Raw genomic sequence first — 15,388 nt, 5'->3', positions numbered from 1 at the left:
GCGCGCCGCGTGGTACGCGTAATTGCGCACCTCACTCCACGTCATTTTCTTGGTTTCGCTGGGCTGCCAGCGCCAGAAGCGCTCGGTCAGGCGGACGATGTGCTCCCACTCCCCGGGGAGCCCTCCACGTTTCCCTCCGGATCATCCTCGTCCGGCGGACTGATGAACTCGGTGAGGTACGTTTGAGCCTTGTAGTAGTCGCGAACACCGATCTTCGCAAGCACCGCCAGCGGGACCCCCGAAACGGCGGATACGAGCGACTTCATGGCTTCGAGGGCACCGTCTTTGGTCGCCTTCTTGAGGAAAGCGCTGAGCTGTTCGACGTTCGGCTCGTGAAGATTGATCTCCGTATAGACGGTGTCGTCGCCACCGCCGCCGAGCGTGATCGACTTCGATAGCTCGATCGTCAGCGTATCGGGTACGGGCGCGTGCCGCGGCTTTTTCTTTTCGTCTTCCATATCAGCTCACCGAGACGGTTTGTTCCGAGACCTGCGGACCTTCGAACTTGACGTCGAATTTCGCATCTTCGGTGTCCACTTCTTGCGCGTCCGTCGTGCCCATATTCCGACCGGTAACGATCTTGCCGTTCGCGAGCGAACCGACGACGGTCGCATTGCGCATCGCATTGAATGCGGCTACCGTGAGATCGCCAGCGTCACGGATGGACATCGAAATCCAACCCGTAACCGGCGTCTCTTTCCAGCCATGGAAACCATCTTGCCCGATCATGGCTTCGCGCTTGACGCTCGACGGCGAATATTTGAGACTGCCTTCGAGCTGATACGTCACGCCATCAACGGTGATCTGCGCAACGCCTGCAATCAGATTGCTGGCCATATCGGCCCTCCTGAAAACGAAAAAGCCGCCCGAAGGCGGCTTCATTGCTACCGGGTAGATGCTTTACTGCAGCCGGAACTGGACCAGGGTCGCGAATGTCCGCATCTGATTCACCGGCGTGCCGGGCCAGAGAATGTCCAAGCGGTTCGGATTGACCGTGTTCTTCTGAACGACCAGGGCCGCTGCAAATTCAGCCGCGTTCTGCGTGAAGCCCGCGTCGGTACGCTCCTGATAGAGTGCGATGATGTCCGCCTTGATCGTGTTCGGCGTCACAAGATTCGAACCCGCAGCCGGCTTCGAGCCGTTGCCTGCGAGCTTGCAGCGAGCATATTTCGACGTAAGCATTCCCTGCAACGTGCGAATCTCCAGCATTAGCTGGAACATCGTCTCAACCTCAAGATAGCTGCTGTCGGCAACCCCCTGCGCGTTCGTCTGATAGGTCGTGACGATGTTCTCGGTCTGAACAGTCCCGTCTTGCGTCACAGTAAAAGTCGACAGGCCGTCATAGAGCAAAGTCTCACGCTGGCTCGGTACGAATTGCGACGCCACGGGCGGAGGCAGCACACCTTGGAGTGGCAGATACTGAAGAGGCACGCCGGGATCCGCCCGCACGCTGACCGCAGCTTGTCCACAAAGTGCCGAAGCCCAAAGCCAGCTCGGCGTCGGGCTGCCGTTGAACGGCAGAATCGTCTCATGCTGGTTGTTCCGCGCGAGACCGAGCGTCGTGGACGCCGCGAACGTGCCAGCGAAAGCCCCAAACGAATGACCGTACAACTGTTGCTGCCAGCTCCAACGCCCCGTCTGATCGTTCAGGAATTGCATGACGGCGTTGAGAGATGTCGAATCCGTATACGGATTTGCGATGAAATCGAAGGTCATGTTGCCGAGGTTGCCCAAGGCCGTCGTGAGCGTCGGATTCGTCGCGCCCCCCGCCATCGGAGTGATGGTGTACGTCAGCCCAGTAGGCGTGACTTCGCCATTCACTGTCCCGTAGTAATTGAATCGGATGTCGATTTCGTTTCCGCAGAGCCCTTTGTTATCCGCTGTCAGCGTGACAGTGCTCGTTGATACCGACGCCGTCACAGGCATCGCTGCGATCGCGTTGATCGCAGCGGACACGGCCGTAGCGATCGAGGTAGTCGCTTGAGCAGCAGTGACAGGCACCGTCACGACTATGCCCGCGATGTATAGCGAAATCGTTCCGTTGGCCGTCGGCGATGCCGTGAACGCGATCGATCCAGTTGCCGCCGTGGCACCCGCTGCGTCCGCAAGCGGCAAATACCAGACTTCGCCGAAGCTGTCGTTCAGGCGATAGACGCTCACCATGTTCGCAAGCTGCGAACTTGCGCCACCCTGCGTGGCCGCATCTCCGATCCCTCCCGAGATGATCGGGGTATTCGGCGTCGCGATGCCGCTTGACGTGATCTGACCGATGATCAGCGCGCGCTGATTCGCCTGGGCGGTATTCGCCTGCGAATTGTCGAGTTCGAAGAAGGCGCCGGGCAGCCGCAAGTTCGCGGGGATGACTTTAAACGGAACTGTGCTCATGCCTTGTCACCTCCCTTTACGGCAGCCGTCGCCACCAAAGCCTTTGCGGCATCAACGCGCACAACATCGCCGTCATTGAGAATCTTGTTCCAGAGGATGTGGTCGTCGGGCACATCGATGCCATCTTCCGGCAGCAATTGCTTCGTCTCCGGGTCCCGTACAAACAGGCCCGGTGCAGGTTTGACGCGCATTCGGCGCTCCTACGATGTTGAGTTAGGGAAAAGTGATCGAGAAGAACGGCTCGACTGTCCCAGCCGGCTGAACAACGGTGCCTGTGATGGTTTCCAACGGAGTGCCGGGGATCGGATAGAAGTCGTCGGGCCCTTGCGCGAACTGGATTTCGATCCGCATCTGCAACTCAGCCATCGGCATTTCGCCTTCTGAATTCGTCGTGATTTCCGACTCGACGGATTCGAATTGCTCGATGATTTGGCCGCCGCTCGAATCGGCCCATAGCGACGTGTTGTTAATCAATGCCACTTCGATCTGTGCTTTCAATTGCTCTGCCGCCGCGAGCGCTTGAGCAGATCCAGCATCGCCCACCAGCGCCACCGAGCGCGTGCGGGCAATGATCTCGACCGTCGTCGTCACCGAGAACAGCGGCGCATTCTTGCCGAGAGATTGCTTGCGTTCCCGCGGAGTACGCACCAGGATGCACGGGAAGGTAGGCGGTGACGTCGGCCAGTCGAACGGCGAGGTCACAGAGGTCCCCGCGCTCGTCGAACCCATCAGGCCACTGATCACCAGCCCACGAATATCGGCCGATGTCGTCATGTCGCGCTCGATTTTGTAAGCATCAGCTTGGCGCCGCCCCTGCTGTCAACTCGAACCTCACGCACGATGTAGGTCGAACCAGTACGAACGATCTGCAAAGAGTCGTTTTGCGCCGGCGGAATTGCAAACTGGGATAATTGAACGCCAAGTACCGCAGACACGGTCGTAACGCCCGATGTCGCATCCTCGAACATCACTTCCTTGAGATATGCATCATCGAATACGCCGGAGATCGGCAGTGACCCGCCGGCGAGCGGCATGTATGTCACCGGCTCGCCGAATATGCCTTGAAGTGGGCCGATAACAAGGCTATCCCAGTCAATCGACACTCACGACTCCATGCGGCCAGACTGCAGGACTTCCGGACGGGTGCAGATATGGAGCGGGTAGCTCGAGACTTCCATCTTCCACCACTCGTTGCGGTCGCGATCCATGATCGGGACCACGTACACCGGCTTGCCCGGCGTATTGACCCACTGGAACGATTCACCCGGGGCGAGTGCACGGCGGAAGATGCCCGGCGCGCCGACTGGGAAGAATTTCACCTTGTCGTTCGGGATCTTGATCGTCGTGTTGTCGTCCGAACCGCGGTAGTTCAGCCATCGAATGCCCGCGAATTCGAACGCGGTGAACGCGCCGCCAGAATTTCCCCCACGGATCTCGCGCGCATCGCTCCAGTTGATGAACGTGCGGATGACGTCCGGGTGGTTGACAAACTCGTCATAGAACGTGTCGCCGCAGAGTGCCCAGACCTGCGTGCTCGGCGTGAACGAGCCCTGCGCTGCGCGCGCCATCGAACGGACAATACCGTTGCAGAGCGGTCGCAGCGAGTTCGGGGTGCCTGCGGCGAGGTTAAAGCCGACCTCGGTCGCCTGCGTGATGCCGAATTCCTGGAACCAGTTGTATTTGATGGTGCCATCGAAGTCGGTGAACAGCCCCTGAACCGCAGCGAGACGCTGGAATTCCCAGGTGTACTCGATATTCTTCAGGAGACCCGTCGGACCCGCGAGGCGACGTGCGACTTCGTCCTGCACCTGCATGAGTTCCGACTCCGTACCGAACGCACGAATGTTCTGCAGTTCGTTCGCGTAGACGGTGTCAGCGTGACGCAGACGCGGAATTTCGAAGTACCGCGCCTGACGCTTCTCGGTCGTACGCTGCGTGCCTTCTTCGCCGCGCTCGCTCAGCGGAATGACGACGAGCTTGCCCTGGCGTTGCTCGACCACGAGCGCCGTCGTGCGGATGGGATCATCGTCGAAGATGTTGAGCTCGCCGAGCGCTTGCGGCTGGTACGGATACTTGTCGACCGCGGCCGTCAGCGTGATGGTCGAGAACGGATCCTGATTGAAAATATCAAGCGATGCCATTGAACGGCTCCTTCAGAAACGAAAAAGCCGCCCGAAGGCGGCCCTGATGTCGTGGATGGGGTGGATTAGCGACCGATGATTCCTTGCGCCTGCAGAAGCACGAGAGCAGCGGCCTGATTGGCTGCCGTCATCGACGGATCCCACACGAGCTCGGAGATGTTCACTTCGACCTGACGCGTCACGATTGCCCCGTAGGTATCGTTCAGCGATGCATCGGTCACGCCGAAGCAGATACCGGCGGCATTTTGCGAGCCATCGACCGCAGTCGAAGTGCATGCCACCCACTTGCCCGTGCCGGCCGCGACGGTGATCACGAAGCTGTCAGCAGGCACGAATGCCGTGCCGCCCGCAGTGATCGTGAAGTTCAGGCCACCGCCCGAGAAGGCAGTACCCGTGACTCCATGACCGATCTCGGCGCCGGTCGGATCCGACACGACGAACTGCGTCGCGGAATCAAATTCGACCGTGTAGTTGCCGAGCTTCGGTGCATAGCCCGTCGTCGTAACTGCGCTGCACGTGCCGTTGCCGGTGTTCGTGCCGCCCGCGACCGCAGCCGCCGTCGGTTTGCCGACCACCGCCGTCGTGGTGATCGCGAACGAGTCGCCTGCAATGAATGCCGTGCCGCCCGCAGTGATCGTGAAGCCGATGCCGAGAGCGGAGAACGCGACGCCGGTCGTGCCGTTTGCGGTCGCGCCGCTCGGCGCCGTGACAGTGAACGCAGTCGCCGACGTGAAGACCAGCGAATAGACGCCGATCTGGGTCGGCACCGTGACCGGCGCGATCGCACCGAACGTTCCGTTTCCGGTATTCGTGCCCAGCGCAGCAGCCACAGCGGTAGCGCCCGTCGTTTGCAGGCCCATCACTGTGCCCGGAAGATACTTCACCGCACCGGTGAAGAGGCCTCGGTCGATGTGACGGTGGCCGCGCGGTTGCGACACCAAGAACCCACCGGGATGCCAAACTTCATACAGTGGTGCGCGAGAAACGTAGCTCATGATCTATGATCCTTGATGTGGATGGGAGAGTTACCCGCGCTGGTTATCGCGTCTTCGCGAACGCACGGTCCCAGCCGGCCGAGGCCTTCTGGCCGCTGACCTTCGAGAATGCGCGGTCCCAGCTCGCGGCCGCAGCGGCAGCAGGGTTACGGTTTGCTTCGCCACCAGCACCGAGGTTGGGATTTCGAGCCTGACGGCCCGAGTTGGAATTCGAAGCAGCCGGCGTGCTGCTCAGCACTGCGATTGCTTCACGACGACCCATGCGCGTATTGAACGCGAGGTTCGCGGCTAGCACGACGTTACGACCGGCAGCCTTGCAGCCCATGATCGCAGCGCATCGTGCCTGCTCACGGCGACGCGCACGAGCAACTGCGCTCTTGCCGCGCATCTCCTCATCCTCATCGTCATCGTCTTCTTCGGCCTTGGCACGCTTGCCCGACTTTTGACCATCGTCGCCTTGGTCGTCTTCGTCGTCTTCGTCCTCGTCTTCGGCATAGTCCTTCGTTTCGTCGCCGTCCTCGGCCTTGGCGCGCTTGCCCGACTTTTGGCCGTCGTCACCTTGATCGTCTTCGTCGTCCTCGTCTTCGCCTTCCGCGCGAGCCTTCGACTTGGCTTTGCCCTTCTTGGCGGCGCCATCATCACGGTTGCGATCGGTGTTGTCTTCCTCGTCGTCGCTATCGCCTTCGGCGCGCGCGTCCTTCTTGTCTTCCTCATCTTCAGCTTTCGAAGCACGGGACGACAGGCCGGCGAGATGGGCGAACGACAGCCCGCGCGCCGCAAGGGAACGAATGTTCATAGATACTCCATGGGGTTGGGGAATGTCAGCCCAGCTCAGCGAGCAGGGATTCGAACGCTTCATCGGGCGCCATCACGGCATCGGCGAAGCCTATTTCGACGCCGGCTGCGCCGAGGAATGTCGTTGCCTGAGTCTTCCTGACGACATTCACAGACAGATTTCGATTGCGCGCGACCGTCTTGACGAACAGTTCACCCATCTCGTCGACGTCGGCCTGGAATTTCGAGAGCGCCTCTTTCGAAAGGGGGTTGAACTGATTTCCGTCGGCCTTGCGGTCGCCATACTTGATGATCGTGACCGCCATCCCGGCGTTGGCGATGGCCTTACTCTGGTCGATATGCATACAAATCACGCCCACCGATCCTGTTCCGCCGGTGCGCGGCACGGTTATCTGCTCACATGCACTAGCGAGCGCATATGCCGCGCTATATGCACATTCGCTGAGAATGGCTAGCGTCGGCTTGATGGCGCGCGATTCATAGATCAAGTCAGCGAGATCGAAGCACCCCGCGACTTCACCGCCCGGCGAATCTATCGACAGCACGACTGCTTTGACCGCCTTATCATCGAGTGCCGCGAGAAAGTTGTGACGGATCGCGTTGTATCCGAGCATGCCCGAATATGGGCGCAGGTAGCTGCTCTTTTGGACCAGCGTCCCCGATACATCGATAACAGCGACGCCGCGGTCCATGTCATATGGCGTTTCCTGCACAACAGCCGACGGCCCATCATCCCAGTCGTCATACGCCATCGGCTTGATGACGACCGGATCGGATCCAGCGAAAGAAACCTCGCCGATACCGAACCGTCCCGCTAAAACCTTGGCGATCACCTGGCCTTTTGCTGGATGAATAGCTAGCGGAGTATCGAACACGCGTGCCGCTGCGAATGGATAGCTTTTCATTGAGCCTGTAGTTCTTCGTCCGGTTTGGGATCCAGAAAGACTTAGATCTTGGTATCGCACTTCATGAGGTTTCAGAGGAGTAAAAGCCTTTCACCTGGGCTGAGGGGTTTCTTCCGGCTTTCCCGCCTCTGCAACAGCAACGTCTCCAGCCCAATCAGGCAGCGCGAGACCCGCCTTCCGGAACGCAGCAACCTCGATCTTCCGTTGAGCGATGACCTCTTCCCAATCGAGCCCTTGTTCGCTGCACTCCTTCTTAAGCGTCGACAGTCCGCCATCCATGCGCATAACGCTGCCGGCGGCCTCCTTCGTTGGATCAATCCAACCCCGTGCAACGCCGAGCCATTCGGACCGCGAATACGCCGTACGGGCTTCGACGTAGTCCGGCGTCATGCCACCGAATGGCAAAACGTCGTCGAGGTCGCCCCGCTCCATCGCCTCCTCTAGCCAGGAGGAATAGACTGGCGTGGCCGTACCGGTCTTGAATTCACTGCTGCGGCGCGTAAGCGTCTTCCAGCTCTCGAGTAGCGCAGCACGCGCACTCGAGTAGTTCGTCTTGCTCCAGTCCTGCGTAATCTGTTCTGCAGACACGCCGAGCTGCGCCGCCATCGAGCGCAACATCTCATGTGCAAAGTCTTCGAAGCCAGTATGCGGATGCGCCGCGTTGACTTGCTTGATCTCTTCGCCAGGCGCCAGCGTTGGCACTCGGACGCCGTTGAGCATGGCCGGCCGATCCTTCGCCCAGTCGGCTCGCATCTCCTGGTAATAGCCCATCTCCTGCTCACCGCCCGACGTATCCATCGCGGCTTCGATCATTGCCGGATCGTATGGGCTTGTGACATACGTGCCGAAGATCGTCGCGACGGTGGCCGCCTGCAGCTCGACGCCGTAGTAGCGCGCGAGCATCTTCGCGTGCGCAAGCACGGGTGTGAACACGCCGATGCCGCGGTTCTGGCCCGCGCGATCGCGCTCGAAATCGTGAATCACGCGGCGCCAGCCGTCTTCATCCTCGCGCTCTACGCGCTCCCACTCCATCGATTCGACAGCGTTATACCAGTCGTTCTGATGGGCCTTGCGGATGTGGTATGCGATCGGCACGCCGTCGTCATCGATCTCGACGCCGCCGCGCAGATACTTCGTATCGACCATCTGATACGGGTTCGACAATCGATCAGGATCGACCACGAGAAACGCGGTCGCATATTGCGCCGCACCACGGCCAACACGCCCAGGAAGCCAGTGAGCGACGAGCAAATCCTCGCCGTCGATCAGCTTGTGCCGGAGAGCGAGGCGCAGTTGCTGGGACACGGTCAACTGACGCGAGACGTCGTTGTACCGACCCATGTCTTCCGAGTAGCCGCGCCATAGCGCCTCGACGGCCTTCCGGAATTCATCGGCCCACACCGCATCGAAGCGCTTGTTGAAGCGCCTCAAATACTGCCAGTCCGGATTTGCCGAAAGGCGCAGATGCGCGCCGACGGTGTTGTCGAGAATGCGCGTGATCGCGCCACTCGCCCATCCATCATTTCGCGCGAGGTCGCGTGAACGCGACACCATCCGGTCGCGCGAGAAATTGATCTCCGAATCCGGCGAGCGAATCCATGGAAACCAACTGCCCATCTCCTGCGTCTGGACGCTTGCAGCCTCGTATGGAAAGAGGCTCGAGTACGGAGGTTGGGTAATCCCAGGGCCGCCCCACCCAGAATCTGCGCGCGCACGCCCTCCGGCCGGCAGGTCCGAGAACGGCTTGCCGGTGGAATCGACGATCAGTGACATCAGAAAATAGCTCTGCGTGCGCGTGGATAGTGAGTGATGATCCCGAGTGCCTTTTGCAGCATTAGAATGCCGCGCTGGATCTGCATGATGTCGGTCGTTTGATATGTAACCGATTTCGTTCCGTCACCCTGGTTATATGTGGCCGTCACAACCTTCTGTCCCGCGGACAAGTCGAAGAGAGCCGCTTGTAGAGCGGCCAACCTCGACTGCATGTCCGCAGTACTCATTCCGTCCGTGATAGCCATTGCTTTCCTATGCGAGGCGGTTCGTCAACTTCTTTCTGACGGGTTTGGCTTCTGACGTCGGTACAATCGGTGCGGGCATCACGTCGTTATGCGCTGCTCGCGCAGGCACATATGACTGCTGCGAGGCGTCATATCCAACCGGATTGGCGGCGATGTCCGCCCTCTTGTTCAGCTTGAGCCCCAGGTGAGTCAGTCCACATAGGGCGGCATATGCATAAACGCGGCAGTCCAACGCCTCATTTGCGCGCCCTGGCGGCAATTCCCACACCCGATACTTCTGGCCGCCCGAAACCTTCACGGCGGATCGCTCCGACGTCAGCTGCTCGAAGTAGCCGATGTCACGATCGCTCGGGAAATGCATGTAGCCAGGTCCCGTGTCGGTGACGTGAAGCCGGTTGCGAATGGTGTCTTTCGCCGTGTTGACGCCGATGATCACCGGTCGGAACGACGCTTTTGTGCGTCGCGACGGTTTCTTCACCGGCCACACCGGGTTGCGCTTCCCTCTGACAGCCGAATCGCCCTTGATCGCCCATATCTTCCGACCTAGGCGCGCCTTCGAAAAGTCGTACACCTTCTGCGTGTGGTGGCCGCCCGAATCGATGCAAACTGCCATTGCCTCAAACGGCCGACCATCCGAACGGCGCCAGACCTGGTCGAGGAACGCGTCGAGCCGCTCCCACGGCTCCGGCGTTTCCATATCGCCTTCGATGACCTCGTAGTCGATCGACCAGCTTTCCTCGTTGCGCCCCCAGCCGACGACCTCCAGCTCGAAGCGATAATCCTGCACGTCGACGCCGACAGTAACGACGGCGACGCCATCGGGAACCTGCGCCGCCCACTTCTCGCCGCGCGCAACGAGCGCCTCGAGGCTCAGCACCTTTCCGGAGTTCGGCCGATAAGGCAGGCCGGCCTGCGTGTTCCACCAGGTCTGCTTCTTCTCTTCATCGCTGCCCGCGTCAAGCCACTTCTTAGCGATGTCGGACGGCTTGTCCTTCTGCCATGGGCTGTAAAGCTTGCTCGCCTGGAAGCCGGCATGCTCGTTGTCGACCTTCCATTCGCCGCACTCCGGGCACTTGGCGCGATATACCGCGTGACGGTCACTCTTCCACCAGTCCCAGACGGCGCCTATCGCGGCCTCGGTCGTCGCCTCGCGCGAGTCTTCCGGACCTCGCCAAGCGCGCTCATAGTCGTCAAGCGGAGAATGTCTAGCGCCGCAGCATTCGAATGGGCGCGTCTGATGCCAGCGCGAGGTCTGCAATGCGCGCAGTCGATCACCTTCGGACCAGATCTCTCCGCACGATTCGCACGAGATACGCGCGGTTTTAGGGAAGTGCTCGACAACGTTTCCGCTGTCATCGCGACGCTTATCCCAGTCGACGTGCTTGAAGAAATCCGGGAACATGCGATGCCCGCAGTGCGGGCACGCGATTGACGCACGACGTTGATCCGAATCCTTGTAGCTGCCCTCGATCCGACTTTCATCTTCAACCGTTGGCGAGCATGCACGAATCGACAGCCAGTTGGTGTCGAACGAAGCCGTCCGCTCCTCGGCCAGCCCGATCGGTTCACCTTCGCGCGTCACGGGATATTTATCGACCTCGTCCGCAAGAATGACGCGCACTGGACGACGTGCAAGGTTGTCAGGGCTACCAGCCCCCGCAAGCGCCAGAAAGCCGCCCGGGAACGCTTTGAATAATAGTGTCTCATCGGCGTTGCGCGTCTTGCTCGTGCCGACAAGCTCACGCAACACCGGCGTGACGCGGACCATCGGACTGATCCGCTCTTTGCTAAATTGCTCGGCCGCGGCTTCCTTCGGCTGAAGGAGCAACATCGGGCACGGGTCGAGATGGGCGAAGTAGCCGAATGTGTTCTCAAGGAACGCGGTCTTCATCATCTGGGTGCTCACCATCATCGTGATGACGTGCACACCCGATTCCGTCACAGCCATCATAGGGCCGCGCGCGATCTCAACCGTGGAGGTCGACCAGTTCCCGGAAATGCGGCCCGCCTCAGGGGCAAGCTTCCGAAATTGATCAGCCCAGTCCGGTACACTGATCCGAGGAGGTGGCGTCCATGCCTTCCGGATCGCCGCACGTAGCCAGTCAACCTTCTCGCTCCGAGAAGTTGGCTTCTGGCTCGCCAAGTTGGGCGATCTGTTTGTAGACATGCGCGGTCAAGACCTCAGTTACACGATCGGCCTCCAGACCGAGCTCAGCAGCCAGGATCGGCCCGACCCTTGACGGCCAATTGAGCCACGCATCGCGCTGAGCCCGGAACTCCTCGAAGAGAATGGCTGTTGCGGTATCCAGCTCAACGAGCGACCCGGACTTGCGCTCATATTCGAGCTGAGCCATCAGCCCGAGATAGTTTTCTTTCAGGCACCGCGCCTGATCGAAATTCAACAACTCGACGCCGCTCGACAGAATTTGATTTGCTATCTCGCCAGCGCTTTCGCCGGCTTCAAGCGTTACCCCTTTCGCGGCCTGGGTAACAGACTGCCTCTTGTTACCCTTGCCGGTTTTTGCTGCTGGCTGGGTAACATCAGGAAGGCCGTCGCGGCGGTATCTCTTTAGATTCGCATTCGACGCCTTGACGTCGATCGCATCGCCCGCAAACACAAGCCAGCCGCGCTCCTTCCACTTCGTCACAGTCTTTCGACTGACGCCGTGGAGTGCCGCGAACTCGCTTTGATTCATCCCGTGATCTGTTACCTGTTACCCAAATTTGGAATCTCAGCGCTGGGCGAAATTCGCGCGTCTTCGCTCCCGCCCTGTTGCAATTTCGAGGGAAGGACCCGCAGCAAAAGTGCACCAAAGAGGTGCCTAAACTCATCGCTTCCCGGCAATCGCGAATGCCAGTTCATGCCGCAGGATCTGCGGAAACTTCTCTCGTATCTTCGCCGTGATCGCCTTCTCAACTACATCATTCGCAAGCGACTGCGGGATAGATGGGCCGTAGAGTTCTTTTATCGGTAGGCCGGTTCGCACCATCTTGCCATTTCGCTTGACCGTCTTGTGCCCAGTCCCTACGCGCTGGAAAACGCCACGATGACCATTTCGCATTGTCGCGATAAAGGCATGCCGCAGGACTTGCCTGCCCGCTTTAACTTGCACCGAGACACCACCCTTATTCTGGCGCGCGCCGTAATTGATCAGCGCAATCGGTAACCCTGTCGCCTTAAGCATCACCACTAATCGCACAGGCCGCGCTTTATCGATGACGAAGCGACCCTTGATTGCGCTTGCCTTGATGTTGTATCCGGCAGAACGTACCGCTTTCGGCGCGGCCGCCCGCGCCTGAATCGCCGTCTTGTTGAGCGCGCGCACTAGCGCCTTTTGCTGTTCGCCGACGTAACGTTGCAGCCCCGCCGAAATTCCCTTGACATCCGCATTGACGCTGAGCTTCAACATTTCAAGCGCGCAACGGCTTCAACCACACGGCCGGAAGAGCACTTTCATCCCGTGGCGCGGCATAGAGTGGAACGTCGCGCATGAAGCGCGACGGCATGCCCGCCGGAAAGGCAGTCAAAGAGACCAGCGCAATCGCGTCGCGCGGCACGAGAGCCGGGTCGTTCGTAGCTTCTGTAATGAGAGCTGCGACGATCGCGCGGCCGTTCTGCCAGATCGCCGCGCGAACGAGCACGCATTCCCCGATCAGCGCAGCTGCGTCGATCTTCTTGATCGGTCGTGCCATTCTCGCTCCCAAAAAGCAAAAGCCCGATGATCGAGTGATCACCGGGCTTTCCCAGGACGTACCTGTCCGTGAGGAGAACTATACGCAGAACTTTTCGGGTTTACAACCCCTCTGTCGAAATATTTTCGACCTCTTCTAATCGTTTTTCGGCGGTGGCGGGAAGAATGTCCAGTTCCGCTCCACCAGGTCGAGCAGGTCGCGAAACGTGGCATCGCGCCAACCCTCGACCCAAGGCCACGTATCCGGGTGACCTTGGGTCGGTCGGCGTTGCCATTCCGACACTTCAAGAATCACCTTCCCGAACCACCCAAGACGATAGCGAGTGTTTCCTGTCAACTGGGTCATGCAACCTCCCCGACCTTTATAAGATGCCTCGAAATCAACATCGGCAGAAGGGACTCCTTCGCCGCCTGGTATGTCGTATGCTGATCGCCAGCCCGGCAACTGCTCCATACGTTGCGACCGCATACCTTGTTTCGCATGCTCACCGAGATCGCTGCGCGCTGCTCGATCGGGAGCAAATCAATACAAAGCTGCACCTGCTCGGACTGCCGGCTGTCCGCCCATTGATATACGATCTCCTCGTCGTCATCTGCGCCCGCAGGTGTCACGTATTCACGACATGTTCGACTCTCGTGTGAACGATGCCGCTCGACCTCCGCGAGAGACTGGCGGATTTGCCAGTCGTACCAGGTCAACAAGAGTTCTTCGATTTGTTTGCTCTGACCGTCCGTCATGATCTTCCTGTCCTGGTAAATAGAATTCAGCGCAATCCTGCCGCAGCGCGGTACTTTGAGTAGGGGCCTCGGATGTACTTCTCGAATCTGGCCTTTGCGGCGCTGTCGTGATCGAGCAGCGCCCGGCTCTCAATGCAGCAGCGCGCGCGTATGAATTCGGCTGCGTCGCGGGTGTTGTTTGCCGGCTGTCCGATCGAGCACATCCATTCCAGGAATGCCGACTCGTTCGCCCATAGCCCGGAAAGCCTAGCGAGCGGGCCACCCTTCGGATGGGGTGCCGTCGCTGTCACATGACCACCGTGAAGTTGATTCCGTGGTGCGTAAGCCAGTCGCTCAGCGAGGAGCGAAGGACCTGGTTGTGCGGCCATGGAAATTCGATTAGAGCACCGCGCTCAGTCTGGGAAAACTCGCCACTGAAGGGACATTCGTCGAATGCGATAAGGTCGGCGCCTGTCACGGCGTCGTAATGCCGGAGAGCCGAATCGACAAGCCTTTCGGGTACGTCGACATAGAGTATGTATGCATGTGCACTCATTCTTGACCTCTCACATCCCATTCGAGATCCCCGCTAGCAAGGAATGGGGTCAGCGATTTCAAGTTGTGGTTGATTACGACCTCTACCGGATATGTGCCGTCTTGGTTCCACGCGCCCTCGCGCGCGTACTCCCTGTATTGCTCCGGCAAGATCGCGTCGGCGTAGATCCAATCCGGGCGCGAATGTGTATTGCGGCCGCGCCATGACCTGACTGGGCCACGCAATCGAACAACTCTGCACTCGAACGTCTCGTAATTCTCGCGGTAGAAGCGGCCGCTGAACGTTCCCGGTAATGTGATTCGAACCATCAGTCGCACACCACCTCCGTCATTCCCAATTTTCTAGCCCGGACGGGCTCCCATTCCTCGAATGCTCGATCCCAAACGTCGAATTTGATCTGTCGCGGCGTGCCCACCTGGTTCTGATCGATCCATGCGTGACACGGGTTGCATCCAGGAACCGTAAATTCGTTTTTCGCTTTCAGGCCGCCCGCTTTCCCATGACGCGACTGGTTGGAATGACACGGCACTACCGTGTCGTCGACTGGATTGAGCCGACAGAGGCCAGGCACGCGCAGATAGCATGGCTCGCCCCTGCAAGCCGCTAGATATTTCGCGCCCTCAGCAACTGTTGGCTTCTTAATCCGGCTCTTGAGCGTCTTTCGCCGCTCGATCGTCGCCCGATCTGCGATGGAGAAAGGTGAGGATTTGCGGGACCATGAGCCCCGGGCCATTGGTGCCTTCCTCGGACCGAACCCCGATCGTTTCATGCTGCAGCTTCCCCAAATAAAGCCTGAGCGGCGATGTCTCGCATGGCTTTGCGCCCGGCCCGACGCTGAGCATTCGCGCGACGGCGAGTCAATAGTCGGGCATATTCGTCGGGGCGATTTTTTTTGAGGTCTTCCATCCTGTCGCGCCACTTCTGGCCCGGCGAACGTGCAGTTGGTCGGGGAGCATCCCTCCGGCTCCCGATGGCAAACAAGCGCGCGGGATAGCCGCTCACGCCAAATCGCTCCCAGCGCTCGATATAGATCGAACCGTTTGCATGCAGCACGTTGAGGTGCTTCATCACCACGCGGCGCGATAGGCCTGTTTTTGCTGCGATTTCCGTAGAATCCATGGCTGCCCCAGCCAATACCCTCAGAATCGCGGACATACTGGGTCGACCGACGAATGAATTTCGAT

Annotated in this window: 20 protein-coding genes; all 20 read right to left on the bottom strand. The window is 59.6% G+C overall.

The features are described 5' to 3' along the window. Positions 1–86 precede the first annotated feature (86 nt). The 20 genes from AC1RQF_RS00720 to AC1RQF_RS00625 all read right to left on the bottom strand — a co-directional run bounded on the left by AC1RQF_RS00720 (position 87) and on the right by AC1RQF_RS00625 (position 15,359). The gene (locus tag AC1RQF_RS00720; RefSeq protein WP_492871040.1) at positions 87–458 is read right to left on the bottom strand and encodes a phage tail assembly protein; all 372 of its coding nucleotides are present in this window, start codon (positions 456–458) and stop codon (positions 87–89) included. A gap of 1 nt (position 459) precedes the next feature. Beyond that, positions 460–837: a phage tail tube protein gene (locus AC1RQF_RS00715; protein ID WP_492871038.1), complete on the bottom strand. Its 378-nt coding sequence runs from the start codon at positions 835–837 to the stop codon at positions 460–462. A gap of 63 nt (positions 838–900) precedes the next feature. Beyond that, the gene (locus AC1RQF_RS00710; protein WP_492871037.1) at positions 901–2,385 is read right to left on the bottom strand and encodes a phage tail sheath subtilisin-like domain-containing protein; all 1,485 of its coding nucleotides are present in this window, start codon (positions 2,383–2,385) and stop codon (positions 901–903) included. Then, entirely contained in the window at positions 2,382–2,576 is a 195-nt protein-coding gene (locus AC1RQF_RS00705; RefSeq protein WP_492871036.1) for a DUF2635 domain-containing protein, read from the bottom strand. Before AC1RQF_RS00705 ends, AC1RQF_RS00710 begins: the two co-directional genes overlap by 4 nt. 22 nt (positions 2,577–2,598) lie before the next feature. Next, entirely contained in the window at positions 2,599–3,159 is a 561-nt protein-coding gene (locus AC1RQF_RS00700; protein ID WP_492871035.1) for an ABC transporter permease, read from the bottom strand. Then, a complete protein-coding gene (locus tag AC1RQF_RS00695; protein ID WP_492871034.1) occupies positions 3,156–3,488 on the bottom strand; it encodes a head-tail joining protein in 333 nt (110 codons plus the stop codon). The genes AC1RQF_RS00700 and AC1RQF_RS00695 overlap by 4 nt, the downstream gene beginning before the upstream one ends. Beyond that, positions 3,489–4,526, bottom strand: a complete 1,038-nt coding sequence (locus AC1RQF_RS00690; protein WP_492871033.1) for a major capsid protein — start codon at positions 4,524–4,526, stop codon at positions 3,489–3,491. It abuts the gene before it with no gap. Positions 4,527–4,591: 65 nt separating this feature from the next. Next, positions 4,592–5,521, bottom strand: coding sequence for a head decoration protein (locus AC1RQF_RS00685; RefSeq protein ID WP_492871032.1), 930 nt, complete (start codon positions 5,519–5,521; stop codon positions 4,592–4,594). A gap of 43 nt (positions 5,522–5,564) precedes the next feature. After that, positions 5,565–6,317: a hypothetical protein gene (locus tag AC1RQF_RS00680; protein ID WP_492871031.1), complete on the bottom strand. Its 753-nt coding sequence runs from the start codon at positions 6,315–6,317 to the stop codon at positions 5,565–5,567. A gap of 25 nt (positions 6,318–6,342) precedes the next feature. Further along, complete coding sequence (locus AC1RQF_RS00675) at positions 6,343–7,221, bottom strand: S49 family peptidase (RefSeq protein ID WP_492871030.1); 879 nt, start codon at positions 7,219–7,221, stop codon at positions 6,343–6,345. Between the two features lie 90 nt (positions 7,222–7,311). Then, positions 7,312–8,994, bottom strand: a complete 1,683-nt coding sequence (locus AC1RQF_RS00670) for a phage portal protein (protein WP_492871029.1) — start codon at positions 8,992–8,994, stop codon at positions 7,312–7,314. After that, on the bottom strand, positions 8,994–9,239 hold the full coding sequence (gene gpW, locus AC1RQF_RS00665) for a gpW family head-tail joining protein (protein ID WP_492871028.1): 246 nt from the start codon (positions 9,237–9,239) through the stop codon (positions 8,994–8,996). The genes AC1RQF_RS00670 and gpW overlap by 1 nt, the downstream gene beginning before the upstream one ends. 7 nt (positions 9,240–9,246) lie before the next feature. Next, positions 9,247–11,406, bottom strand: coding sequence for a phage terminase large subunit family protein (locus AC1RQF_RS00660; protein ID WP_492871027.1), 2,160 nt, complete (start codon positions 11,404–11,406; stop codon positions 9,247–9,249). Continuing rightward, a complete protein-coding gene (locus AC1RQF_RS00655; protein WP_492871025.1) occupies positions 11,342–11,935 on the bottom strand; it encodes a hypothetical protein in 594 nt (197 codons plus the stop codon). Before AC1RQF_RS00655 ends, AC1RQF_RS00660 begins: the two co-directional genes overlap by 65 nt. A gap of 132 nt (positions 11,936–12,067) precedes the next feature. Next, positions 12,068–12,649, bottom strand: a complete 582-nt coding sequence (locus AC1RQF_RS00650) for a phage tail protein (protein ID WP_492871024.1) — start codon at positions 12,647–12,649, stop codon at positions 12,068–12,070. Between the two features lies 1 nt (position 12,650). After that, positions 12,651–12,932 (bottom strand): hypothetical protein, encoded by a 282-nt coding sequence (locus tag AC1RQF_RS00645; RefSeq protein WP_492871023.1) that lies wholly within the window; start codon positions 12,930–12,932, stop codon positions 12,651–12,653. Between the two features lie 135 nt (positions 12,933–13,067). After that, on the bottom strand, positions 13,068–13,277 hold the full coding sequence (locus tag AC1RQF_RS00640) for a hypothetical protein (protein ID WP_492871022.1): 210 nt from the start codon (positions 13,275–13,277) through the stop codon (positions 13,068–13,070). Beyond that, positions 13,274–13,669: a hypothetical protein gene (locus tag AC1RQF_RS00635; RefSeq protein ID WP_492871021.1), complete on the bottom strand. Its 396-nt coding sequence runs from the start codon at positions 13,667–13,669 to the stop codon at positions 13,274–13,276. Before AC1RQF_RS00635 ends, AC1RQF_RS00640 begins: the two co-directional genes overlap by 4 nt. An 842-nt stretch (positions 13,670–14,511) precedes the next feature. Next, positions 14,512–14,973, bottom strand: coding sequence for a hypothetical protein (locus AC1RQF_RS00630; protein WP_492871020.1), 462 nt, complete (start codon positions 14,971–14,973; stop codon positions 14,512–14,514). Then, positions 14,970–15,359 (bottom strand): hypothetical protein, encoded by a 390-nt coding sequence (locus AC1RQF_RS00625; RefSeq protein WP_492871019.1) that lies wholly within the window; start codon positions 15,357–15,359, stop codon positions 14,970–14,972. The genes AC1RQF_RS00630 and AC1RQF_RS00625 overlap by 4 nt, the downstream gene beginning before the upstream one ends. Between the last annotated feature and the right edge of the window lie 29 nt (positions 15,360–15,388).

The organism is Burkholderia sp. GW821-FHT14F03, from assembly GCF_058803765.1.
This window is presented reverse-complemented; position numbering and strand designations above follow the sequence as displayed.